We start from the raw sequence: 22022 nt of genomic DNA on the forward strand, positions 1-22022 counted from the left end.
TCAGAGCCCCGCACGGGTGAACGTCACGTGCGTGACTCCGCTGGGCGAGGAGGTCGCCTCGACCTCGTAATCCTTCTGGACGTCCTCCAGTCCGTCCCAGAGGCGTACGCCTCGGCCCAGCAGGATCGGGACCACCACCACGTGCAGGTGGTCGATGAGCCCGGCGGCAAGGAAGTCGCGGAGCACGGTGACACCCCCGCCGATGCGCACGTCCTGGCCGCCCGCGGCCTCGCGGGCCGTCTCCAGCGCCTTGGCGGGCGAGGTGTCGAGGAAGTGGAACGTCGTGCCGCCCTCCATCTCGATCGACGGGCGCACACGATGGGTGAGGACGAAGGTCGGTGTGTGGAACGGCGGGTTGGGCCCCCACCACCCCTTCCACTCCGGGTCCTCGTGCCAACCGGGGAAGCCGAACTTCCCTGCGCCCATGATCTCGGCGCCGATCCCGGGCGCGAACTGTCGCGCGAAGGCGTCGTCGAGGCCGCCGGTCCCGCCTGACTTGCCGACCATCTCGTGCCACCACCGGGTGGCGAACATCCACTCGTGCAGCCTTTCGCCGGCGTGGCCGAACGGCGCGTCATGGCTCAGACCCTCACCGGTGCCGAAGCCGTCGAGCGAGATGGAGAAGTTGTGGACGCGGGCTAGTGACATGGCTGGTGTTTCCCTTCTTCGCGTTGGTTGCGGCTTGTGAAGGTGGGCCTATACGGCCGACGGGCGCCACTGCGGATCCCGCCCGCTCAACCCCACCGCCCGGTCGAGCAGCGGAGCGTCGTCCGGGACGGGGACGACCGGGCCGAAGATGCCGCCTCCCCTGCTCGGGTCGTCGGCGGCTGCGAGGAGCATGCCGTACGACAGCTGCAGGGCAGGCGGGTCGGGCTCGTAGCCCTGGCCGGTCGAGCGGGCCAGGTCCCAGCCGTGGATCACCAGCTCGTCCACCGCGACGACGCCCGCCTCCGCACCCGTCAGTGGCACGCCGCCCGCGCGGGTCTCGCCGGTCCAGGCGGCCGGGTCGCGCCATGCCTCGGCCAGTTCCGCCAGGACCTTGGGCAGCTCCTCGCGCCAGCCGGGGCCGATGTCCGGGAGGACGGCGTCGGGGTCGGTGTCGGTCGTGGGGCCCAGGTCCTTGCGGCCGGCATCACGGAAGGCGACGGCCAGACCGAGCAGGTGCCCCAGCAGGTTGCGCACCGCCATGCCCGGGCAGGGCGTCGGCGCCGAGAGCTGGTCGTCGGTCACGCCTTCCGCGAGGTGGGCCACGATGCGGGCCTGCGGTCGGAGGTCGAGGGTGGTCGTGTCGGTCATCGGGTGCTCCTTGCGGTTCCCGGGGTCATGGAGGGTGGACTGCCCCCGGCCCGGAAACTCATCGCGCGCCGGTCTGCACGACCTCGACCCGCGCGGCACTCGCGCCGCGCCCGGCACTCCCGAGCCGCCCGGCGCGCACCACCCGGACCAGTTCGCGCGGCGTCCTGCCGCCGGCCAGGCACCACAAGGCAATCACCGGGTCGCAGATCGCGCACCCCAGGGAGGAGTCACGGGCGAACGGGATGATCGGGTTGCCCTTGAGGTGGTGCACGACGTCCCAGCCGGTGTGCAGCAGCCAGCCGACGCCGATGAAGGCCCACGAGTCCAGGCCCCGGTAGGCGACATAGGTGGCGAGCGCGGTGAACGCGAACTCCCACCCGCCGAGCCCCCCACCACTCAGGTAGGCGGCGCCCGCTCCGCCCACCATGAGGGCGTTGAGGCGGCGCCGGTGCGGTTCACGCACGAGGCACATGAGGAGGACGTAGACAAGCCCGACGAGTACGGGAAGCGCGTAAGTCATGATCCCGACGCTAGGACCGGCACCTCAGCCGCCCCAGAGGCATTGCCGACAGCTTCCGACGGATTCCCGCCGAGCCGCTTGCCGCCGTTGACCCGCCTCAGTCCTGCCAGTCGGCCGCACTGAGGCCGTCGGGATGGCCGGCCGGCCACTGGACGAGTTCGATCCGGTTGCCGTCCGGATCCGTGATCCACGCAGTCCGGAAGTCGTCCGAACCGTACGGCGAGACGGGCGCCTCGGCGTCGATACCCCGGGCGGCGAGCTCCGCGAGGGTGGCGTCCATCGACTCCACCTTGATGACGAAGTGACTGAGGACGCCGCCGGCGTCGGTCCCGCCCCGCCCCGAGTGCAGCCGCATCTCATTCCTAGAGCACCTTCCCGATCCGCGCCCGCCCTCCTTAGCTCCACGATGGCCAGGCATGACGACGACATGGACCGCGGCATGGCCCCTCCTGCGCGACCGCAACGCCCGCCTCTACCTCACCGGAGTCGTGGTCTCCGGCTTCGGCACGTCGGCGTTGTGGCTGGCATCCGGCGTCTGGGTCAAGGACCTCACCGGCTCCGACGGCCTGGCCGCGCTGTGCATGCTCGCCATGTGGGCGCCCACCCTGGCCGGCCCCCTCCTCGGCACGCTCGCCGACCGCACGCGCCGCAAACCACTGCTGATCGGCGCGAACCTCCTGCTGGCCGCCCTCCTGCTCACCCTCGTCACCGTCGATTCCCCGGACGGCGTCTGGCTCCTCTTCGCCGTCCTGTTCGTCTACGGCGCGGCAGGCGTGGTGCACGACGCCGCCGAGTCCGCCCTCGTCGCCACCGCCGTCCAGCCGTCCCTGCTCGGGGACTTCAACGGGCTGCGCATGACGGCCACCGAGGGCATGAAGCTCCTCGCCCCACTGGCCGGCGCGGGCGTCTACGCGGCGTACGGCGGTGCGGGCGTCGCCCTGCTCGACGCCGTGACGTTCGTGGTCGCGACCGGCCTGTACGCCTGCCTCCGGGTCTGCGAGAGCAAACCCGAGGTGCGGGGCGGCGGTTGGCGGGCGCAGACCGCCGAGGGAGCCCGCCATCTGTGGTCGCACCCGCGGCTGCGCCCGCTCGTCCTGGCCGGCGGCACCACCATGCTGTTCGCCGGTCTCAACGGGGCGATGGCGTACGCCGTCATCGACGGCCTCGGGCACACGCCCGCGTACGCCGGTGTGCTGTACGCCGTCCAGGGCGCGGGGTCCGTGGCGATCGGGCTGCTGTCCGGGCCGGCCCTGCGCCGCCTCGGCGAACGCCGTTTCGCCGCGTACGGCATCGCCCTGACGGCGGCCGCGGCGGGCCTGCGGGCGATCCCGTCGGACCCGGTGGCCCTGGCCTGCAGCGCGGCGATCGGTGCGGGCCTGCCCTGCGTCCTGATCGCCGCGCTCACGGCCGTACAGCGTGAGACGCCGGACGCGCTGCTGGGCCGTACGGCCGCCACGGCGAACACCCTCGTCCTCACGCCGAACGTCGTCGGGCTGGCGGCGGGGGCGGCCCTGGTCGAACTGCTCGACGTACGGCCGCTGTTGGCGGTCATCGGCCTGACATGGCTGGTGACCGCCCTGCCGCTGCTTCAGAGTCCGGCGAGCCCTTCCCGCACCGCCACCAAGTCCCCGTCCGACGCCAACCCGGCGTGATAGAGCCGGATTTCCGTGGCCCCGAGTTCACGCGCGCGTGCCGCGTCCGACGCGAGCGTGCCCGGGCTGCCGCCCATCCCGGAGACCACGCCGAAGTTGGCGGCGATGACGGCGCCCTCGCGGCCCTGCTCGGCGAAGGGCGTCAGCAGCCCGGGGCCGCCCGCGCACGGCACGACCACGCCGTCCGCGACGGACAGGATGTGCGCGGGGTCGACGCCCGCGTTGGCGCCGCAGTGGTACGTCACCGGGTCCGCGTGCAGCAGCACCTGGAAGCCGTCGGGAGCGGCCCGGCGAACCGCCTGGACCGCCGCCTCCTGGAGCGTGCGGGCGGTTTCGTCGCGCCACGCGCGCGTGGCCGTCGCGTTCGACTCGCCGAGCAGCTTCTCGACCCCGGCCCAGCCCTCGGCGGCAACCGTGCCCTGCCACAGCGGCTCCAGGGCGGCGCGTACGGCGGCCGCGAGCTCGTCGGCGTCCAGGCCCTGGGCGCCGTAGCCCTCCCGGCAGGTGGGGCAGAAGCAGAGCGACATCAGGTACTGCCCGGCGTCCCCGAGCGGCACCCCGGCCGTCTTGTCGTGGGCGTGCAGATGCTGGAGCCCGTACCAGCCGAGGGACTCCAGCTCGGTGCCGTGTGCCCCGGGGCGTACGGCGGCCTCGGCGGCCAGGTCGACGAGGTACGCGTGCGTGGCGGTCTGCGCGATGCAGGGGGCCCACGGGTAACGGTCGCCGTAGGCGTTGACGACCGAGGTGTCCGGGTGCTCGGCGCCCAGGCGGGAGTTGTGGGCCAGGACCACCCAGGTGTGCACCTCGAGGCCGGCGCCCGCGAGCGCGGCGGCCGCCTCGCCGAAGGCATCGCCGGGCGCCCAGTCCCCGGCCGGGTACGGGCGCAGTTCCCGGCCCTGCCACCGGCCGTCCGCCGGGTAGAGCACGGCCGCGTGCTCGGCGGTGACGATGCGGTGGTGCGGGTGGCGGGGGGTGAGGGCGCGGGTGGAGTGGTAGGCGGAGGCGAGCGTCACCTGATCCACGCCGAGGGCGGCGATCCTCCCGGGTGCCTCCGGGTCTCCGTTGACGTCCCAGGGGTAGACGAATGCCGACGCCTTCACTTGGTGTCCTCCGGCTCCTTCTCCAGCAGCGCGTACCCGCGCTCGATGATCTGAGCGAGCTGCTTGACATGATCCTCGCTCGGCTCGTGCAGCGGAGGCCGGACCTCCCCCACGTCCAGACCGCGCAGCCGTACACCCGCCTTGACGAGGGCGACGGCGTATCCGCGGCCCTGGGCGCGCAGTTCGACGAACGGGCGGTAGAAGCCGTCGAGGAGGCGGCCGACGGTGGTGTCGTCGCCCGCCTCCAGGGCCCGGTGGAAGGCGAGGGCGATCTCCGGGGCGAAGCAGAACACGGCGGAGGAGTAGAGCGGGACGCCGATGGCACGGTAGGCGAGCTGGGTCTGCTCGGCGGTCGGCAGGCCGTTGAAGTAGAGGAAGTCGCCCGGGACTACGGTGCGTACGGCGCTGACGATCCGCTGCATGAGGTCCAGGTCGCCGAGACCGTCCTTGAGGCCGATGATCCCGTCGGTGCGGGCCAGTTCGACGACGGTGTCCGGGGTGAACACGGCGTTGTCGCGCTGGTAGACGATGACGGGCAGCGCGGTCGCCGCGGCCACCTCCCTGTAGTGCCGCAGCAGCCCCTCCTGTCCGGCGACGACGAGATACGGCGGCATGGCGAGCAGCCCGTCCGCCCCGGCCGCCTCGGCGAGCCGCGCGTACCGCACGGCGAGGGCGGTGCCGTATCCGGCGCCCGCGACGACCGGCACCCGGCCCGCCGTCTCCTCGACGGCCGCCCGCACGCATGCCTCGAACTCCTCGGGCGTGAGCGCGTGGAACTCCCCGGTGCCGCAGCACGCGAACACGGCGGCGGCCCCGGCCTCCACGCCTCGGCGCACATGGGCGCGGTAGGTGTCGAGGTCGACCGCGCCGTCGGGGCCGTACGCCGTGACCGGGAAGAACAAGGGCCCGCTGGGAATGCTGAGTCGTGCGGCGAGGGGGGCAGGCGTCACGGGCTCTCCCTGGGACGAGACGGGAACGGGAACGAGTGAGTGCAGGATACTGATCAGAGTTTATGTTTATGAACACGCACTGCACCACCCTTGACGCGAGAGGGTGATGATCCTTAACTAGTCCACGAATGTGAATACCGTGCACACATGCGGCCGCTGACCGAAGGAGAACCGAGGATGCCAGCCCCCCGCACCGTTCTGCTCACCGGCGCCGCAGGCGGGCTCGGCACCCTGATGCGGGACCTGCTCCCGGCGTACGGCTACGAACTGCGGCTGCTCGACCTGCGCCCCGTCGAGGGCGAACCGGACGCGATCGTCGCCGACCTCGCCGACAAGGACGCCGTGCGCGAGGCCGTCCGGGGCGTCGACGCGATCATCCACCTCGCGGGCATCTCCCTGGAAGCCCCCTTCGAGAAGATCCTCAAGGCCAATATCGAGGGCACCTACCACCTGTACGAGGCCGCCCGCGAGGAGGGCGTGGGCCGCATCGTCTTCGCCTCCTCCAACCACGCGGTGGGCTTCACACCCCGCCCCCAGGGCGAGCCACCGCACGACCCGGGCGCCCTCATCCCCATCGACACCCCGCGCCGCCCGGACACCTTCTACGGCCTGTCCAAGTCCTTCGGCGAGGACCTGGCCCAGTTCTACTGGGACAAGCACGGCCTGGAAACGGTGTCCGTGCGCATCGGCTCCTGTTTCCCCGAGCCGACCAGCGTCCGCATGCTCTCGGTGTGGATGAGCCCCGCCGACGGCGCCCGCCTCTTCCACGCGGCGCTGACCGCCGGGCACGTCGGGCACACGGTCGTCTACGGCTCCTCCGCGAACACGCGCCTGTGGTGGGACCTGACCACCGCCCGCGCCCTCGGCTACGAACCGCAGGACGACTCCGAGCCGTACGCCGAGAAGCTCATCGCCGAGCAGGGCGAGCTCGACCCGGAGAACATCGCGCACGCCTACCTGGGCGGCCACTTCGTGAGCGACCCGCCGATCTGGCCGTACTGAGGCCGCCGGCGCGGCGGAAAACGAGCGTCCGGAGAGCGGACGGGCACCGAACGGACCCGTCCGCTTCCGTATTCGGGCATCCGCGCTGCCCGATCTCACGTCGCGATCTACGGCCGCCCAGGTCCGAGACGGTCACGCGCAGCGCCGAACGGGCAGAAACGGGCAGCATCGACTTGACAACAGGCCTGTTCAGTCCCGCTTTGCCGCTGTAGAACTTCCCCCATGGGCCCCACCGGGCCCGAACGGGCAACACGACCCGACCGCCCCGGAGGCGATCGAGTCACGCAGCACAGCACGGAAGCGGGTGTCGACGATGACGACGGCGAATGCGGCGAAGACCGCCGAGGAACGCCAGCGTGAGATCGTGCGCCTGGCGCGGGCCGCCGGCTCGGTCGACGTCACCGAGCTCGCCACCGAACTGGGCGTCGCCAAGGAGACCGTACGCCGGGACCTGCGTGTCCTGGAGGACCACGGCCTGCTCCGCCGCACCCACGGCGGCGCCTACCCCGTGGAGAGCGCCGGCTTCGAGACGACGCTCGCCTTCCGCGCCACCAGCCATGTGCCCGAGAAGCGCCGGATCGCGGCCGCGGCGGCCGGGCTGCTCGGGGACGCCGAGACGGTCTTCGTCGACGAGGGCTTCACCCCGCAGCTCGTCGCCGAGGCCCTGCCCAGGGACCGGCCGCTGACCGTGGTCACCGCGTCCCTGCCGGTCGCGGGTTCGCTCGCCGAGGCCGAGAACATGTCGGTCCTGCTGCTCGGCGGGCGGGTGCGCTCCGGCACGCTGGCGACCGTCGACCACTGGACCACGAAGATGCTCGCCGGCTTCGTCATCGACCTGGCGTTCATCGGCGCCAACGGCATCTCCCGCGATCACGGCCTCACCACCCCCGACCCCGCCGTCAGCGAGGTCAAGTCGCAGGCGATCCGGTCCGCGCGGCGCACGGTCTTCGCCGGGGTGCACACCAAGTTCGGAGCGGTCAGCTTCTGCCGGTTCGCCGACGTCGGCGCCCTGGAGGCGATCGTGACGAGCACCCTGCTCCCCGCGGCCGAGGCCCACCGCTACTCCCTGCTGGGACCGCAGGTCATCCGCGTCTGACGGCCGAGCCGATCCCCGGCAGCACGCACCCAACCGAAGATCCAGAAATCCAGCCAACCCACTCCACAAGGCACCTCCATACCCACCCCCGTCCCCTTTGTTCCTAATGTCCAGGAGCACCACATGCGAACCCAGAGCCGACGCGCGCCACGCCACCTCCTCCTCGTGGCTGCCGTAGGGACGCTGATCACTCCGCTCGCCGCCTGCGCGGGCGCCGGCGGGTCCGGATCCTCCGGCGGCGACTCCATCAACGTCCTGATGGTGAACAACCCGCAGATGGTCGAGCTGCAGAAGCTCACCGCTGACAACTTCACCAAGGACACCGGGATCAAGGTGAACTTCACCGTGCTCCCCGAGAACGACGTCCGCGACAAGATCAGCCAGGACTTCGCCAACCAGGCGGGCCAGTACGACGTCGCCACCCTGAGCAACTACGAGATCCCGATCTACGCCAAGAACGGCTGGCTCCACTCCCTGGACTCGTACGTCAAGGGCGACAAGGCCTTCGACCAGGGCGACATCCTCAAGCCGATGACGCAGGCCCTCACCGCCGAGGACGGCAAGCTCTACGGCGAGCCCTTCTACGGCGAGTCCTCCTTCCTGATGTACCGCAAGGACGTCTTCGAGAAGGAAGGGCTGACCATGCCGGCCAAGCCCACCTGGAAGCAGGTCGCCGACCTCGCCGCCAAGGTGGGCGGCGCCGAGTCCGGCATGAAGGGCATCTGCCTGCGCGGCCTGCCCGGCTGGGGCGAGGTCATGGCGCCGCTGACCACGGTCATCAACACCTTCGGCGGCACCTGGTTCGACAAGGACTGGAACGCACAGCTGGACTCCAAGGAGTCCAAGGAGGCCACGCGGTTCTACGTCGACCTCGTCCGCAAGCACGGCGAGTCCGGCGCCGCCCAGTCCGGCTACGCCGAGTGCCTGAACAACATGACCCAGGGCAAGACGGCCATGTGGTACGACGCCACCGCCGGCGCCGGCTCCCTGGAGGCCTCCGGCTCCCCGGTCAAGGGCAAGATCGGCTACGTACCCGCCCCGGTCGACAAGACCGACAGCTCCGGCTGGCTCTACACCTGGGCCTGGGGCATCCAGAAGGCGTCCAAGAACGCCGAGAACGCCTGGAAGTTCATCTCCTGGGCCTCCGGCAAGGACTACGAGAAGCTCGTCGGCGAGAAGATCGGCTGGGCCAACGTGCCGGCCGGCAAGCGGGCCTCGACCTACGACATCCCGGACTACCGCAAGGAGGCGGCCGCCTTCGCGGACGTCACCCGGGACGCCATCGCGAACGCCAAGCCCGAGGACCCGGGCGTGCAGCCCCGGCCCGCGCCCGGCATCCAGTTCGTCGGCATCCCCGAGTTCACCGACCTGGGCACCAAGGTCTCCCAGGAGATCAGCTCCGCGATCGCCGGCCGCCAGTCGGTGGACAGCGCGCTGAGCAAGGCGCAGAAGCTCGCCGAGGCCGTCGGAAAGAAGTACCAGTAATGACCGTGACGACTCCCCCCACCCGGGTCGCCGCCGCCTCCCCGCGGCCGGCGGCCCGGCGGCCCAACCGTATGCGCGCCTGGGCCACCCGGGCCCCGCTGCTCCCCGCGCTGATCTTCATGATCGTCGTGACGCAGCTGCCCTTCGTGGCCACCCTGGTCATCTCGTTCTTCGACTGGAACGCCCTCTACCCCGACGACCGCCACTTCGCCGGTTTCGCCAACTACTCGGAAGTGCTGAGCACACCCGAACTGCGCAAGTCGGTGTGGACGACGGTCCTGCTGACCGCCACGGTCGTACTCGTCAGCCTGGTGCTGGGCCTGCTGCTGGCGCTGCTGCTGGACCGGAAATTCCGCGGCCGGGCAGCGGTCCGCACCATGCTCATCGCCCCGTTCCTGCTGGTGCCGATCGCGGCCGCGCTGCTGTGGAAGCACGTGCTCTTCAACCCTGAATACGGCCTGTTCAACGGCATCCTGCACTGGATCGGAGGGGACGGGGCGACCCAGCCGGACTGGATCTCCGAGATGCCGCTGATGGCCGTCGAAGCGTCCCTGATCTGGCAGTGGACCCCGTTCATGACGCTGATCCTGCTCGCCGGACTGCAGAGCCGCGACCCGCAGCTCATCGAGGCGGCACGGGTGGACGGCGCGAACGACTGGCAGGTGTTCGTCCACATGACGCTGCCGCACATCCGCCGCTACATCGAACTGAGCGTGCTGCTCGGCTCGATCTACATCGTGCAGAACTTCGACGCGGTGTACACCATCACCTCCGGCGGTCTGGGCACCGCGAACCTGCCGTACACCATCTACCAGACCTTCTACCAGGCCCACGAGAACGGCCTCGCCTCGGCGGCCGGCGTCATCGTCGTCATCGGCTCGATCATCCTCGCGACCTTCGCCCTGCGCGTCGTGTCGTCCCTGTTCCGCGCGGAGGTGTCCCGCTGATGACCACGCTCACCACCGCAGGCCCGCGACGACTGCCGTTCCGCGGCCGGTTCCAGGGCGCTGCCCTGGGAGTCGCCGCCTGGCTGGCCGGCATCCTGTTCGTCCTCCCCATCCTCTGGATGGCCCTGACGTCCTTCCATTCGGAGGCGGACGCCGCGACCAACCCGCCCTCCCTCGCCGCTTCTCTCACCCTGGACAGCTACCGCGAGTTCTTCGGCGCGGGCGGCGGCGCCAGCCCCTGGCCCTCCCTGATCAACTCGCTGACGGCCTCGTTGGCCTCGACGCTGCTGACCCTGCTCCTGGCGCTGCCCGCCGCCTACGCACTATCGATCCGCCCGGTGAAGAAGTGGACGGACGTCCTGTTCTTCTTCCTCTCCACCAAGATGCTGCCGCTGGTGGCGGGCCTGCTGCCGATCTACCTGTTCGCGAAGAATTCCGGCCTGCTCGACAACATCTGGGCGCTGGTCATCCTCTACACGGCCATGAACCTGCCGATCGCGGTGTGGATGATGCAGTCCTTCCTCGCCGAGGTGCCGGTCGCGATCATCGAGGCGGCGCAGATCGACGGCGCGAGGCTGCCGACGATCCTGGGACGCGTGGTCGCCCCCATCGCCCTGCCGGGCATCGCCGCAACGTCCCTGATCTGCTTCATCTTCAGCTGGAACGAGCTGCTGTTCGCTCGTGTGCTGACCGGCGTGGTGGCCGAGACGGCCCCTGTCTTCCTGACCGGCTTCATCACCAGCCAGGGCCTGTTCCTGGCGAAGGTGTGCGCCGCGTCGCTCGTCATCTCCCTGCCGGTGCTCGCCGCGGGGTTCGCCGCCCAGGACAAGCTGGTCCAGGGCCTGTCGTTGGGAGCCGTGAAATGAAGGCCGCCGTCATCGAGTCCGTGGGCAAGGCCGTCGTCGCCGAGGTCCCGGACCCGACGCCAGGACCGCGCGAGGTCGTGGTCGAGGTCGCGGCGTGCGGCCTGTGCGGAACCGATCTGCACATCCTGCAGGGCGAGTTCGCGCCGAAGCTGCCGATCGTGCCCGGGCACGAGTTCGCGGGCGAGGTGGTCGGGGTCGGCACCCGGGTCACGGAACTGTCGGTCGGCGACAGGGTGGCGGTGGACCCGTCCCTGTACTGCTACGAGTGCCGTTACTGCCGTACCGGCCACAACAACCTGTGCGAGCGGTGGGCGGCGATCGGCGTGACGACGGCGGGGGGCGCGGCGCAGTACGCGGTCGCTCCGGTGGCGAACTGCGTAAAGCTGCCGGAGCACGTCCGCACGCAGGACGCGGCTCTGGTGGAGCCCCTGTCGTGCGCGGTACGCGGCTACGACGTCCTGCAGTCCCGCCTGGGCGCCCACGTCCTCATCTACGGCTCGGGAACGATGGGCCTGATGATGCTGGAGCTCGCCAAGCGGACCGGCGCGGCGAGCGTGGACGTGGTGGACGTGAACCCGGCACGGCTGGAGACGGCCCGCCGCCTCGGCGCCTCGGCGTCGGCGGCCAACCCCGACGAACTGGACCGGCCGCAGGGTTGGGACCTGGTGGTGGACGCGACCGGCAACGCGGCGGCGATCCAGGACGGCCTGGACCGGGTGGCGAAGGCGGGGACGTTCCTGCAGTTCGGGGTGGCGGACTATGCGACGCGGGTGACGATCGACCCGTACCGCATCTACAACCAGGAGATCACCATCACGGGCTCCATGGCGGTCCTGCACAGCTTCGAGCGGGCGGCGGAGCTGTTCGCGAACGGGGTCCTGGACCCCGAGGTCTTCATCAGCGACCGCATCCCGCTGGAGCGCTACCCGGAGGCGCTGGAGCAGTTCGCGTCCGGAGTGGGCCGCAAGATCGTGGTCGTCCCGTAGCCTCCTTCGCCCCCGCCCCAGACTCCGGGCGGGGAGCCACCTCTCGCCCGTGGTCAGCTGCACTCAGCCCGTCCGGCGTTTGAGGACGAGGCCCCTTCAGGGCCGAAGCGGGGGTCTGGGGGCCGCAGGCCCCCAGGAACCGGGGTCGAAAGGGGCAGCGCCCCTGGGGATGGGACGGGTAGGGGCGGCGGCGGGGCGAAAATCGGTGGGTCGGGCCGCCGTACGCCCGTACGATCCGGCCATGCCAAGCCCCCACGGCTTCCACTACGAGGCCCACCCGGACGGCACCATCCGCATCACCCACCACGGCCACCCCGCCACAACCCTCCGCGGCCCCCGAGCCGACGACTTCCGCACGGAGGTGGAAACGGGCGACCCCCAGCTCGTCATGGCCCGCTGGACCGGGAACTACAAACGCGGCAACGAACGCACCGCCCGCAACCACCCCCGCAACCGCCGCTGACCCCGCCCCTCCTTCCACCAAATGGCCCCTGAGTAAGGGAACGGTAAAACGCCCCCGCTCGTTCACCGGGCATGACAGCTATGACCCCCGGCTCGAACATCCCTCTCTCCGCCACGCGCGTGACGGTGGACGTCGCCGCCCCGGTGCGGCTCGACGTATCGGGCCTGCTGCTCACCGCCGACGGCAAGGTGCGCTCCGACGACGACTTCATCTTCTACAACCAGCCGAGCGGGCCCGGCGTGACGTACCGCTCGGGCGGCGGCACCAGCCCCGACGCGATCACGGTCGACACGACCGCCGTACCCCCAGGCATCGAGAAGATCGTCGTCACCGCCAGCCCGGACGCCGCCGGCCAGACCTTCCAGGGCATCGAACCGACGGCCACCATCCGCAACGCGGACGACAACAGCGTCCTGGCCACCTTCACGCCCCCGCAGCTCGGCACCGAGACGGCCCTGGTGATCGTCGAGGTCTACCTGCGCAACGGCCAGTGGAAGGCCCGCGCGGTCGGCCAGGGCTACGCCAACGGGCTGGCGGGCATCGCGACGGACTTCGGCGTCACGGTCGAGGAACCGGCCCCGGCGCCCGCACCGGTGGCCCCACCGCAGCCGGTCACACCGCCCGCGCCCGCCATGCAGCCGCCGGTCACCCCGCCGGCCCCGCCGATGTCCACTCCCCCGGCTCCCCCCGCTCCGCCGGCGCCCGCGGCACCGGCCGCCCCCGCCCCGGGCGCCGGAAAGATCAACCTCGACAAGGGCCGGGTCAGCCTCCAGAAGAACCAGACCGTCTCCCTCGTCAAGGGCGGCCGCCCCCTGCTCTCCCAGGTCAAGATGGGCCTCGGCTGGGAGCCGGCGTACCGCGGCAAGGACATCGACCTGGACGCCTCGGTCATCGCCTACGGCCCGCAGCGCAACCACATCGACAGCTGCTACTTCGGCAAGCTCCAGATCGTGGGCGGCGCGATCCGTCACTCCGGCGACAACCTCACCGGCGAGGGAGGGGGCGACGACGAGGTCATCACGGTGGACCTCGGGCGGCTGCCTCAGGAGGTCACCGGACTGGTCTTCACCGTCAACTCCTTCTCCGGACAGAAGTTCACCGAGGTCGCCAAGGCCTACTGCCGCCTCCTCGACGCCGCGACCGGCGAGGAACTCGTCCGTTTCGACCTCACCAACGCCGAATCGCAGACGGGCGTGATGATGGCGAAGTTGATCAAGCAGTTCTCCGGTGAGTGGGAGATGACGGCCATGGGCGACTTCGTGAAGTCCCGCACCGTGAGGGGGATGGTGAAGCCGGCCGCGCAGGCGTTGTAGCAGTCCGTACGACGTCCGGGGCGCCCCGCTCCAGGGGTGCCCCTGTCGTGCACAGCCATGTGTTGAGGTTTCCGGAGGGTGCCGACAGGGCCGGTCAGGCCGAGGCCCGAATCACGAGCTCGGGGATCACCCATGCGTCCGCGCCGCTCATCGGATCCTCCCCGGCCCGCAGCCGGGCCACCTGCTCCACGGCCAGCCGACCGAGCCGCCGTTTGTCTATGTGCAGGGTGGTCAGGCCGGGTTCCACGAGTTCGCCCAGCGACAGTCCGTCGAAGCCCAGCACGGCAAGGTCGTCCGAGACCCGCCGCCCGCGGCGCCGTGCGGCGCGCATCGCGCCGACGGCGATGAGGTCGTTGAAGCCGAACACCGCGGTGATCTCGGGCCGCGCGTCGAGCAGTCGCTCCATGCCGGCCTCGCCCCCGGCCACACTGTGCTCGTCGCACAGCTCTATCCACTTCTCGTCGACGGGCAGGCCGTGCCGCCGGGCCTCCGCCAGGAAGGCCTGCCTGCGCGGGCCGGGGCCGTGCACGCCGTCCAGCATGCCGATCCTGCGGTGCCCCGCCGCCACCAGGTGCGCCATGCCCTGTTCGAGCCCTGCGGCGGCGTCGATGCCCACGGCCGCGAAGCGGGTCTGCTGCGGGCCGCGCTCCAGCAGCACCAGCGGTACGCCGCCGAGGTGCCGGGTGAGCACGTCGTCCGGGCTCCTGAAGTAGCCCACGACCGCGTCCGCCTGGTGGGACAGCACATCGAGCGCGTCCCGCTCCCGGGCCTCGTCGATGCGGGAGTCCCACACGACCACCTGCCAGCCGCGCTGCTCGGCCGCCTCCAGCACACCCGCGGCCACCTCGGGGAAGAAGGGATTCATCAGGTCCGGTATCACCAGACCCGCCGTGACGGTCCCCTTCTGCACCAGGCCCCGCGCGAACCGGCTCGGCCGGTAGTCCAACAGCCGCGCCGCCTCCAGCACGCGTTCCTTGGTGGCCGGGTCGATCTCGCCCTTGTCGTTGACCGCGCGGGAGACCGTCTGCCGGGACACTCCGGCCAGCTTCGCAACATCGTGGATCGTGGCCCGGCGGCGAGGGCCGTCCGGCCGTACGAGACTCGGCTCCCGCCCCTGATCGTCCGCCCACACGCTGTGCACTGTAGCGCTCCGCCGGTTTGTGCCGCGTTGGGCCGTCTGCTGTCTGCGGCACCGTCGTGGCTGGTCGCGCCCACGGGGCGGAGCCGCCATATCAGCACAGCTCCGCACCCCTGGGGGGCGCTTCGCGCCTCCCAGGGGCGGGTGCTTTGCGCCTCCCCCCGGCGACTTGCCGCCCACTCAGAACAACGCGCTGTACGCGTTCAGTGCCGGCTGGCCGCCCAGGTGGGCGTACAGGACGGTCGAGTCCCGGCCGATCTCCCCGCGCCGCACCAGGTCGATCATTCCGGCCATCGACTTCCCCTCGTAGACGGGGTCGGTGACCATCCCCTCGGTCCGTGCCGCGAGTCGCATCGCCTCCAGGGTCGTCTCGTCCGGGATGCCGTACGTGCCGGCGTGGTAGCGCTCGTCCAGCTCGACATCGGTCGCGGTCAACTGCCGCTTGAGGCCTATGAGTTGTCCCGTGTTGTGTGCGATGCGGGCGATCTGCGCCCGGGTCCGGGCCGGCTTCGCGGAGGCGTCGACGCCGAGGACGCGTCGCGGCCTGCCGCCCGCTTCCTCGATCGCGGCGAATCCGGCGATCATGCCCGCCTGGGTGGACCCCGTCACCGAGCACACCACCACGGTGTCGAAGAAGACCCCCAACTCCTGTTCCTGCTCGGCGACTTCGTGCGCCCAACCGGCGAACCCCAGCCCGCCGAGCGGATGGTCGGAGGCGCCGGCCGGGATGGCGTACGGCTTGCCGCCCGACTCCTCGACCTCCCTGAGCGCCTGCTCCCAGCTCTCCTTGAAGCCGATGCCGAATCCGGCCCGCACGAGGCGTACGTCGGCTCCGGCGAGGCGGCTGACGAGGATGTTGCCGACCTTGTCGTAGACGGAGTCCGGCCAGTCCACCCAGCTCTCCTGGACCAGCACGCACTTGAGACCGGCGCGGGCGGCGACCGCGGCGACCTGACGGGTGTGATTGGACTGGACGCCGCCGATCGAGACGAGCGTGTCACGGCCCCGCGCGAGCGCGTCGGCGACCAGGTACTCCAGCTTGCGGGTCTTGTTGCCGCCGTACGCGATCCCGGAGTTGCAGTCCTCGCGCTTGGCCCAGAGGGTGGCGCCGCCGAGGTGGGCGGTCAGGCGCTCCAGGGGGTGTACCGGGGATGGGCCGAAGAGGAGGGGGTAACGCTCGTACGAGGAAAGGGACATGCGGATCCTCCAGAGTGCTCCGGGATGCGGGGGCTGTCAGGGAATGTCGTCGGCGAGTTCCTCCAGTCCCCGCCAGATCTCCGCCGTGACATGGACCGCCTCGTCCGCGTCACCGTGTGCGCAGGCCTCGATCAACCGCTCGTGCAGCCCGGCCGAACGGCAGTTGCCGCCCTCGCCGAAGCGGCGTCGCTCCAGCCGGCGGATGAGGGGGGTGTACCGGGTGATGGTGGCGGCGGCCGCGCGGTTGCCGCTGACGCGCACCAGGACGTCGTGCAGTTCGTCGTCGGCACGCAGGGCCGCGTCCACGTCACCGGAGTGCACGGCGGCGGCGAACCGCTCATTGGCCGTGCGCATGATCTCCACGTCCGCAGCCATCAGCCGGGGTACGGCAACCCGCGTGACCAGCTCGTGCATGGCACCGACCACGGCCGCCGCGTCCCGTACTTCAGCGGCGACCACAGGCGTCACCCGCGTGTAGCTCTGCGGCTTGCTCTCCAGCAGCCCCTCGTCCACGAGCCGTGAGAAGGCCTCCCGTACGGGCGCCCGGGACAGCCCCAGCCGCTCGGCGAGCTCGGCGTCCCGCACCACCGCGCCGGGCTCGATCTCGCCGGCCACGATGGCGTCCCGGATCGCCGTGTAGGCCTGGTCCCTGAGCAGGGTGCGGCCGACGGGTCGTATCGCCTTCATGAACTGAAATGTTAGATGTCAGCACGGAGAGCGGACAAGGGTGTGGCCCGCATCCCCCGTGAAGATGCGGGCCACGGCTCGGTTCAGACTTCAGGCGGTCCAGGGCCAGTCGGCGTCCCGGGCGGCCTCGAGCAGGGGCACCATCCGGAAGGCCGCGTCCGACAGGCCGCCGAAGGTGTGCCGGTTGCCCTTCCCCGACGGGCCGTGGCCCGCCCGGTAGCCGGCCAGGTTCCAGGTGTAGACCGGCACGTCGGCCGGGACCTGCTCGGTCGGGTCGCCGTGGTGGCTGGGCGCGTACTGCTCGTCGGTGACGATCAGCACCCGGTCGTGCTTGCGGTAGTGCCGGCGCACCGCCTCGGTGGTGTTCGTGCCGCCGAGGTCGCCGAACCGCTCCAGCACCTTCAGCACCGACTCACCACGCCGGAAGGCGACCTTGTGACTGTCCGTGCCGAACTGGACCAGGTCCGCGTCCGCCGCCCGCAGCGCGAGCGCCGCGCCGAAGATCGCCGCCGCGTCGGCCCGGTTGAGCTCCGAGCGGTCGGACAGCCGCGACCAGAACATCGAGCCCGAGCGGTCGACGAGCACCAGAGTGCGGCCGGGCAGCGCGGGCACGTTGGCCAGCGAGTGGCCGAGCGCCTGCTCCAGCGGGTACGCCCAGCGCAGCGAGGGCGCATGCTGGTACGCGGCGAGGTACCGGAAGGGGAACTGCCGCGAGCGCGCGACCTCGGCCGGATCGCTGATCCGGGCCGCGACCTGGGCGGCCACCTCGTCCGAGACACCGGCCTCGTCGAAGTTCCGCAGGTTTCTCGTCAGAGCCATCGCGCCCATGGACGGAATGACGGCTTCCCAGGCCTCCTTGTCCATCGGCCCCTGCAGCCAGCCGGCCAGCGCCTCCCAGGTCATCCCGGCCGCCGCGAGCCGCTCGGCACCTCCCTCCGACGTGACCACCGCACGCCGCTCCTCGACGGGCAGGGCCATCAGCGCGCGGTGCGCGGTGAGCACACGGCTCGACTCGGCCGGCAGCGCGGTGTCCGGGTTGTGCCGCCGGTCGAGGGCGTACCGGAACAGCTCGCCCTGCCACGGCTTGTCCGGGTCCGGTGCCGCGTGCACCAGGTTCAGGACGTCGCCGAAACGGTAGCCCTTGGACGCGGTGTCGTACTTCAGCAGCGACTTGCCGCTGTAGAGACGCCGTACGGCGTCGGCGATACCGCGCTTGACCGGCTTGGGTACGTTGCGGCCGTAGGTCGCCGTCCAGTACGCGAGCAGCTCGCCCGGCTCGTCCGGCCGCTGAAGTACGGAGCCGATGACCTGGCGGTTCGAGGGGCCGTCGGTGACGCCCGCGTCGAGGCGGGCCTTCACGTATTCGGCGGCGCCCACGATCGAGGCCGTCCGCAGGTTGCCCTCGCCGCGCAGCCAGCCGAGCAGGCCGGCGGTCCAGGTCGGGTCGGTGACGGCGAGCTCGCCGACGAGACGCGCGAACCGGTCGTCGCGGTCCGTGCCGGTCTCGTAGAAGGTTCGCTGCGTGACGAAGTTGGCGACCGCGAGCAGGAAGAGCTCGGAGCGCGGATCGCGCTCACGGCCTCGGCCGCCTTCGTAGGTACGCAGCACCCGTCCCGTCGATGTCACCCGCGAAGTGGGCGTCGGCCTGGCCGCCCGGGTGTTGAATCGCGCCATGATGAATTCCCCCCGTTTATTTGATGTTCAGGGAGGAGGCGCGGCAAAAGGAGGGTGCCCGAGATCAGGAGTCGGCGACGGACTTTAGCCTGGTGCTCTTCCGAATTGAGCTACACCGACCCGAAGTCGATGACGGGATTCGAACCCGCAACCGCCAGATCCAAGGAAGTAACCGTTGCCTGCGCACCGGGCACCCACCATGAGCTGCGCCTCCCGAGATCAAGTCGGCTGCGGCACTGGATTCTCTTTGCAAAAGAAGTAGCCGCTGCCTTCGCACCGGGAGGTGCGATGTCGTGATCTCACTGTAGGAGGCGCAACTCGGGTGGAGCGAGCGAATTAAGTTCAGCCGCGCTTCTGCCGCTTCCAGGGCCCGGTGATGGCCAGCATGATGCCCGGCGTCTGGATGTTGGCGTACAGGGTCCGGCCGTCGCACGAGAAGGTGACGCCGGTGAACTCGCTGTATTCCGGCTCGTCTTCGGTGCCGATGTTGAGTTCGTTGCGGGCGATGGGGTAGGTGCGGCCGCTGTCGGTGGCGCCGAAGAGGTGCTGGATGCCCTCGCCGTCCTCGGCGATGACGAGGCCGCCGTACGGGGAGACGGTGATGTTGTCGGGGCCGTCGAGGGCGCCGTCCTTCGAGGGGTCGGGGTTGACGCCGAGGAGGACCTTCAACGTCAGCGTGCGGCGCTTGGGGTCGTAGAACCAGACCTGGCCGTCGTGCTGGACGGGGCTCTCCGCGCGGGCGTAGGAGGAGACGATGTAGGCGCCGCCGTCGCCCCACCACATGCCCTCCAGCTTGCGGGCGCGGGTGACCTCGCCGGCGGCGAACTGCTTGCGCACGGGCGTGGTCTTCGCGTCGCGGTCGGGGACGTCGACCCAGTCGACGCCGTAGACGGTGCCGATCTTCGTGGCGCGGGACAGGTCGTCGACGAACTTGCCGCCGGAGTCGAAGCACTTGGGGGCCTGCAGGACGCCCGCGTCGTCGGCGAGCGTGCGGAACTTGCCGCGGCCGTACTCGAAGCCCTTCGGCGGGGTCCAGCGGAAGAAGAGGCCGTTGGGCGAGGCGGCGTCCTCGGTGAGGTAGGCGTGGCCGCGCTTGGGGTCGATGACGACGGCCTCGTGGTCGTAGCGGCCGAAGAACTTCAGCGGCTTGGGGTCACGGTTGGCACGGCGGTCGATCGGGTCGACCTCGAAGACGTAGCCGTGGTCCTTGGTCATGCCGTTGGTGCCGGCCTTGTCGGAGTTCTCCTCGCAGGTGAGCCAGGTGCCCCAAGGGGTGCTGCCGCCCGCGCAGTTGGTGGAGGTGCCGGCGATGCCGACCCACTCGGCGACCTGTCCGTCGGGGCGGACCTCCACGACCGTGCAGCCGCCGGACGCGGCGGTGTCGTAGACCAGGCCCTCGGTGAGCGGGACCGGGTACTTCCAGTTGGCGCGCGGGCCCTTCAGCTCGTGGTTGTTGACGAGGAGGGTGGTGCCGCGCGGGCCGTCGAAGGTGGCCGTGCCGTCGTGGTTGGAGGGGGTGAACTCGCCCGACTCCAGCTTGGTCTTGCCGCTGTAGGTGATGACGCGGTACTTGAACCCGGCGGGCAGTGCCAGGATACCCTTGGGGTCCGGGATCAGCGGTCCGTATCCGACGCCGCCACCATAGGCGTCCGCGGACTCCTCGCTCGCGGCCCCGTCCTCCGTCTCCGTGGACGCGAGCGCGTTCGGCGCGGTGCCGAGAACGCCGGCGCTGCCCGCCAGCGCGACCCCGGCACCGGTGATCGCGGAATTCCTGGCGAAGTCCCTGCGGCTGAGCGACATGGTGTCTCCTGTGACAGTGGGTGCGCCGTGGAGGGTGGCGGACTTCGAATCGGCGCAACGGTCCCGCCCACGTATGAACGCCGGTTGAACAACACTCAAAGGGGCGCGGGGCTGTATCTGATATGCGGCTCCGCCGCGCTGGCGCGACCAGCCCCCACGCACCCGCAGACGCCACCCGGCCGCTACCCGCCCTGCTGCGACCGCGCCTTGAACGCGGCCTTCCGCGCTTCCTTGGCGATCTTCTTGTCCGGATGCAACCGCCCCATTGCCTCCAGCACATCGGCAGTCGCCGGATGATCCACCCGCCAGGCCGCCGCGAAGAACCCGCTGTGCTGCGCGGCAAGCCCCTGCACCAGCGCCCTCAGCTCGTCGGAGTTCCCCTCGGCCGCCAGCTGCGCTGCAACCGTGTCGACGGTCAGCCAGAACACCAGGTCCTGGGACGGCGCGGGAACGTCGGAGAATCCCGCCTCGGTCAGCCAGACCCGCGCCAGCCCGCCGAGCTCGGGATCGTCGAGGACCTCCCGCAGCGCCGGTTCGGCCTCCGCACCCACCAGGGACAGCGCCTGCTGACAGCGCAGCCGCCGCAGCGGCGCCCCGGAGTCCAGGCCCTTTGCCGCAGCCAGCAACTCCCGTGCCGCGGCGAGCGGTTCGCGCCGGGCCAGCCACTGCTCGGTCTCGGCCTGCGCGGCGGCCTGCGGGTAGGTGGCCGTGCCGTCGAGGAGCGCGTCGGCACCCTTGTCGGCGAGGTCCCCGACCGCCGGTGCCTCGAACCCGGCCTCCAGCAGACGAGAGCGCAGCCCGTACCGTCCGAGCGGGGTCAGCCGGACCATGCCGTAGCGCGACACGTCGGTGTCGTCGAGGCCGGCCGGTGGCTCCTCGGCGGCGGCCTCGGCGTCCGCCATCAGCGCCTCGTCCACCGGCTGGTACTCCACCAGCCCGACCGGTTGCAGCAGCCGGAACTGGTCGTCGAGGCGCATCATCGCGTCGGACACCTGCTCCAGCACGTCGTTCGTGGGCTCGCCCATGTCGCTGGGCACGATCATCGATGCGGCGAGGGCGGGCAGCGGGACAGGCCCGTCGCCCGGGCCGTCGTCGCTGACCGTCAGCAGGTACAGGTTGCCGAGCACCCCGTCGAGGAACTCGGCCTCGGCCTCCGGATCCCAGTCCAGCGAGGAGAAGTCGACCTCGCCACCGGCGTCCATGACGTCGACCAGGTCGTCGAGATCGGGCACGCTCGCGTCCGCGAGGACCGTCTCCAGCGCGCCCAGCCACACTCCGAGCACGTCCTGCGGGGAACCGCCGGTCAGCAGCGCGAGGTCCGCGCCGGCCGCGACCGTGCCCGCGTCCTCGTCGACGATCTCGACCAGCCCGGTGTCCACGGCCACCCGCCACGCCTCGCTCGCGTAGGCGGCGGCGTCGTCCCCGCTCAGCCCGAGCACCTCGGCGGCGGCCGGCAACTGCTCGTCGACGAGCCCGCCCCCGGCGTCGACCCGGGTGTCGGGCCCGGCCCAGCGGGCCAGCCGCGCGGCCCGGGAGAGCAGCGGCGTGGACAGTGCGTCCCGCGCCAGCTCCGCCTCGGGGTGCAGCCGCACCGGCGGCAGGGGGGAGCGGGAGCTGTCTGACATCGGCTGGTTCTCCTAGGGCGCTCTGCATGGCCGTACGCAACACGGCTCAGCCGTTACACAACACGGCTCAGCCGCTCAGCCTAGACGGATTTCCACCCATGCCGCCCGGTTCATCTCCCCGTCAGGCCGCGTACATGGCCGAAACCTTGACAAGTGGCGTGACCAGGCAGGAGATTACGCGCGTAGAAATCTGGCGGACATCTGTTCACTGTATTTTCTACGCGC

General features: G+C 70.9%; 21 protein-coding genes. 9 read left to right on the top strand and 12 right to left on the bottom strand.

From position 1 onward, the window contains the following. The 4 genes from ACQEV2_RS09590 to ACQEV2_RS09605 all read right to left on the bottom strand — a co-directional run bounded on the left by ACQEV2_RS09590 (window position 1) and on the right by ACQEV2_RS09605 (window position 2171). Window positions 1–648 (bottom strand): dihydrofolate reductase family protein, encoded by a 648-nt coding sequence (locus ACQEV2_RS09590; protein ID WP_433038605.1) that lies wholly within the window; start codon window positions 646–648, stop codon window positions 1–3. Between the two features lie 48 nt (window positions 649–696). Further along, a complete protein-coding gene (locus tag ACQEV2_RS09595; RefSeq protein WP_433038607.1) occupies window positions 697–1296 on the bottom strand; it encodes a TIGR03086 family metal-binding protein in 600 nt (199 codons plus the stop codon). Window positions 1297–1354: 58 nt separating this feature from the next. Further along, window positions 1355–1816, bottom strand: coding sequence for a DUF6010 family protein (locus ACQEV2_RS09600; protein ID WP_433038609.1), 462 nt, complete (start codon window positions 1814–1816; stop codon window positions 1355–1357). Window positions 1817–1913: 97 nt separating this feature from the next. After that, complete coding sequence (locus ACQEV2_RS09605; RefSeq protein ID WP_433038611.1) at window positions 1914–2171, bottom strand: VOC family protein; 258 nt, start codon at window positions 2169–2171, stop codon at window positions 1914–1916. Between the two features lie 61 nt (window positions 2172–2232). Between ACQEV2_RS09605 and ACQEV2_RS09610 the strand changes: the two genes are divergently transcribed. Beyond that, complete coding sequence (locus ACQEV2_RS09610; RefSeq protein ID WP_433038615.1) at window positions 2233–3468, top strand: MFS transporter; 1236 nt, start codon at window positions 2233–2235, stop codon at window positions 3466–3468. On the opposite strand, the gene ACQEV2_RS09615 is transcribed toward ACQEV2_RS09610, so the two are convergent. Continuing rightward, window positions 3405–4568 (bottom strand): hypothetical protein, encoded by a 1164-nt coding sequence (locus tag ACQEV2_RS09615; protein WP_433038617.1) that lies wholly within the window; start codon window positions 4566–4568, stop codon window positions 3405–3407. The two genes, ACQEV2_RS09610 and ACQEV2_RS09615, sit on opposite strands and share 64 nt — an antisense overlap. Further along, window positions 4565–5518 (bottom strand): 5-dehydro-4-deoxyglucarate dehydratase, encoded by a 954-nt coding sequence (locus ACQEV2_RS09620; protein WP_433038619.1) that lies wholly within the window; start codon window positions 5516–5518, stop codon window positions 4565–4567. Before ACQEV2_RS09620 ends, ACQEV2_RS09615 begins: the two co-directional genes overlap by 4 nt. A 177-nt stretch (window positions 5519–5695) precedes the next feature. Between ACQEV2_RS09620 and ACQEV2_RS09625 the strand changes: the two genes are divergently transcribed. The 8 genes from ACQEV2_RS09625 (at window position 5696) to ACQEV2_RS09660 (ending at window position 13676) form a co-directional block, all read left to right on the top strand. Next, window positions 5696–6520: an NAD-dependent epimerase/dehydratase family protein gene (locus ACQEV2_RS09625; protein ID WP_433038622.1), complete on the top strand. Its 825-nt coding sequence runs from the start codon at window positions 5696–5698 to the stop codon at window positions 6518–6520. Window positions 6521–6833: 313 nt separating this feature from the next. Next, window positions 6834–7616 (top strand): DeoR/GlpR family DNA-binding transcription regulator, encoded by a 783-nt coding sequence (locus ACQEV2_RS09630; RefSeq protein WP_433038624.1) that lies wholly within the window; start codon window positions 6834–6836, stop codon window positions 7614–7616. A gap of 123 nt (window positions 7617–7739) precedes the next feature. Next, the gene (locus ACQEV2_RS09635) at window positions 7740–9101 is read left to right on the top strand and encodes an ABC transporter substrate-binding protein (protein WP_433038628.1); all 1362 of its coding nucleotides are present in this window, start codon (window positions 7740–7742) and stop codon (window positions 9099–9101) included. Beyond that, window positions 9101–10048: a carbohydrate ABC transporter permease gene (locus tag ACQEV2_RS09640; protein WP_433038631.1), complete on the top strand. Its 948-nt coding sequence runs from the start codon at window positions 9101–9103 to the stop codon at window positions 10046–10048. The genes ACQEV2_RS09635 and ACQEV2_RS09640 overlap by 1 nt, the downstream gene beginning before the upstream one ends. Continuing rightward, window positions 10048–10914 (top strand): carbohydrate ABC transporter permease, encoded by an 867-nt coding sequence (locus tag ACQEV2_RS09645; RefSeq protein WP_433038633.1) that lies wholly within the window; start codon window positions 10048–10050, stop codon window positions 10912–10914. Before ACQEV2_RS09640 ends, ACQEV2_RS09645 begins: the two co-directional genes overlap by 1 nt. Next, complete coding sequence (locus ACQEV2_RS09650) at window positions 10911–11900, top strand: zinc-dependent alcohol dehydrogenase family protein (RefSeq protein WP_433038635.1); 990 nt, start codon at window positions 10911–10913, stop codon at window positions 11898–11900. The genes ACQEV2_RS09645 and ACQEV2_RS09650 overlap by 4 nt, the downstream gene beginning before the upstream one ends. 241 nt (window positions 11901–12141) lie before the next feature. Next, window positions 12142–12363, top strand: a complete 222-nt coding sequence (locus ACQEV2_RS09655; RefSeq protein ID WP_433038638.1) for a hypothetical protein — start codon at window positions 12142–12144, stop codon at window positions 12361–12363. 80 nt (window positions 12364–12443) lie between these two features. Next, the gene (locus tag ACQEV2_RS09660) at window positions 12444–13676 is read left to right on the top strand and encodes a TerD family protein (RefSeq protein ID WP_433054312.1); all 1233 of its coding nucleotides are present in this window, start codon (window positions 12444–12446) and stop codon (window positions 13674–13676) included. A gap of 94 nt (window positions 13677–13770) precedes the next feature. Here ACQEV2_RS09660 and ACQEV2_RS09665 read toward each other — a convergent pair whose 3' ends face one another. From ACQEV2_RS09665 to ACQEV2_RS09690, 6 genes are all read right to left on the bottom strand, one after another. Continuing rightward, window positions 13771–14808 (bottom strand): LacI family DNA-binding transcriptional regulator, encoded by a 1038-nt coding sequence (locus ACQEV2_RS09665; protein WP_433038640.1) that lies wholly within the window; start codon window positions 14806–14808, stop codon window positions 13771–13773. Between the two features lie 186 nt (window positions 14809–14994). Next, on the bottom strand, window positions 14995–16011 hold the full coding sequence (locus ACQEV2_RS09670; protein ID WP_433038642.1) for a 1-aminocyclopropane-1-carboxylate deaminase: 1017 nt from the start codon (window positions 16009–16011) through the stop codon (window positions 14995–14997). Between the two features lie 36 nt (window positions 16012–16047). Further along, window positions 16048–16698, bottom strand: a complete 651-nt coding sequence (locus tag ACQEV2_RS09675; RefSeq protein ID WP_433038644.1) for a GntR family transcriptional regulator — start codon at window positions 16696–16698, stop codon at window positions 16048–16050. 90 nt (window positions 16699–16788) lie between these two features. Continuing rightward, complete coding sequence (locus tag ACQEV2_RS09680) at window positions 16789–18372, bottom strand: TROVE domain-containing protein (protein ID WP_433038647.1); 1584 nt, start codon at window positions 18370–18372, stop codon at window positions 16789–16791. 342 nt (window positions 18373–18714) lie between these two features. Further along, on the bottom strand, window positions 18715–20172 hold the full coding sequence (locus tag ACQEV2_RS09685) for an alkaline phosphatase PhoX (protein WP_433038649.1): 1458 nt from the start codon (window positions 20170–20172) through the stop codon (window positions 18715–18717). Between the two features lie 182 nt (window positions 20173–20354). Next, on the bottom strand, window positions 20355–21797 hold the full coding sequence (locus tag ACQEV2_RS09690; protein WP_433038651.1) for a hypothetical protein: 1443 nt from the start codon (window positions 21795–21797) through the stop codon (window positions 20355–20357). Window positions 21798–22022: the final 225 nt, after the last annotated feature.

It is taken from the genome of Streptomyces sp. CA-251387 (genome assembly GCF_050936625.1).
In the GTDB taxonomy this organism is placed as follows: Bacteria; Actinomycetota; Actinomycetes; order Streptomycetales; family Streptomycetaceae; genus Streptomyces.

Excerpts from the sequence above, each read along its gene's own strand:
- ACQEV2_RS09675 (WP_433038644.1), bottom strand. The coding sequence starts at position 16,698 with ATGAAGGCGATACGACCCGTCGGCCGCACCCTGCTCAGGGACCAGGCC.
- ACQEV2_RS09660 (WP_433054312.1), top strand. The coding sequence starts at position 12,444 with ATGACCCCCGGCTCGAACATCCCTCTCTCCGCCACGCGCGTGACGGTG.
- ACQEV2_RS09640 (WP_433038631.1), top strand. The coding sequence starts at position 9,101 with ATGACCGTGACGACTCCCCCCACCCGGGTCGCCGCCGCCTCCCCGCGG.
- ACQEV2_RS09645 (WP_433038633.1), top strand. The coding sequence starts at position 10,048 with ATGACCACGCTCACCACCGCAGGCCCGCGACGACTGCCGTTCCGCGGC.
- ACQEV2_RS09635 (WP_433038628.1), top strand. The coding sequence starts at position 7,740 with ATGCGAACCCAGAGCCGACGCGCGCCACGCCACCTCCTCCTCGTGGCT.
- ACQEV2_RS09690 (WP_433038651.1), bottom strand. The coding sequence starts at position 21,797 with ATGTCAGACAGCTCCCGCTCCCCCCTGCCGCCGGTGCGGCTGCACCCC.
- ACQEV2_RS09650 (WP_433038635.1), top strand. The coding sequence starts at position 10,911 with ATGAAGGCCGCCGTCATCGAGTCCGTGGGCAAGGCCGTCGTCGCCGAG.
- ACQEV2_RS09680 (WP_433038647.1), bottom strand. The coding sequence starts at position 18,372 with ATGGCGCGATTCAACACCCGGGCGGCCAGGCCGACGCCCACTTCGCGG.
- ACQEV2_RS09670 (WP_433038642.1), bottom strand. The coding sequence starts at position 16,011 with ATGTCCCTTTCCTCGTACGAGCGTTACCCCCTCCTCTTCGGCCCATCC.
- ACQEV2_RS09610 (WP_433038615.1), top strand. The coding sequence starts at position 2,233 with ATGACGACGACATGGACCGCGGCATGGCCCCTCCTGCGCGACCGCAAC.
- ACQEV2_RS09600 (WP_433038609.1), bottom strand. The coding sequence starts at position 1,816 with ATGACTTACGCGCTTCCCGTACTCGTCGGGCTTGTCTACGTCCTCCTC.
- ACQEV2_RS09595 (WP_433038607.1), bottom strand. The coding sequence starts at position 1,296 with ATGACCGACACGACCACCCTCGACCTCCGACCGCAGGCCCGCATCGTG.
- ACQEV2_RS09630 (WP_433038624.1), top strand. The coding sequence starts at position 6,834 with ATGACGACGGCGAATGCGGCGAAGACCGCCGAGGAACGCCAGCGTGAG.
- ACQEV2_RS09590 (WP_433038605.1), bottom strand. The coding sequence starts at position 648 with ATGTCACTAGCCCGCGTCCACAACTTCTCCATCTCGCTCGACGGCTTC.
- ACQEV2_RS09685 (WP_433038649.1), bottom strand. The coding sequence starts at position 20,172 with ATGTCGCTCAGCCGCAGGGACTTCGCCAGGAATTCCGCGATCACCGGT.
- ACQEV2_RS09625 (WP_433038622.1), top strand. The coding sequence starts at position 5,696 with ATGCCAGCCCCCCGCACCGTTCTGCTCACCGGCGCCGCAGGCGGGCTC.
- ACQEV2_RS09605 (WP_433038611.1), bottom strand. The coding sequence starts at position 2,171 with ATGCGGCTGCACTCGGGGCGGGGCGGGACCGACGCCGGCGGCGTCCTC.
- ACQEV2_RS09655 (WP_433038638.1), top strand. The coding sequence starts at position 12,142 with ATGCCAAGCCCCCACGGCTTCCACTACGAGGCCCACCCGGACGGCACC.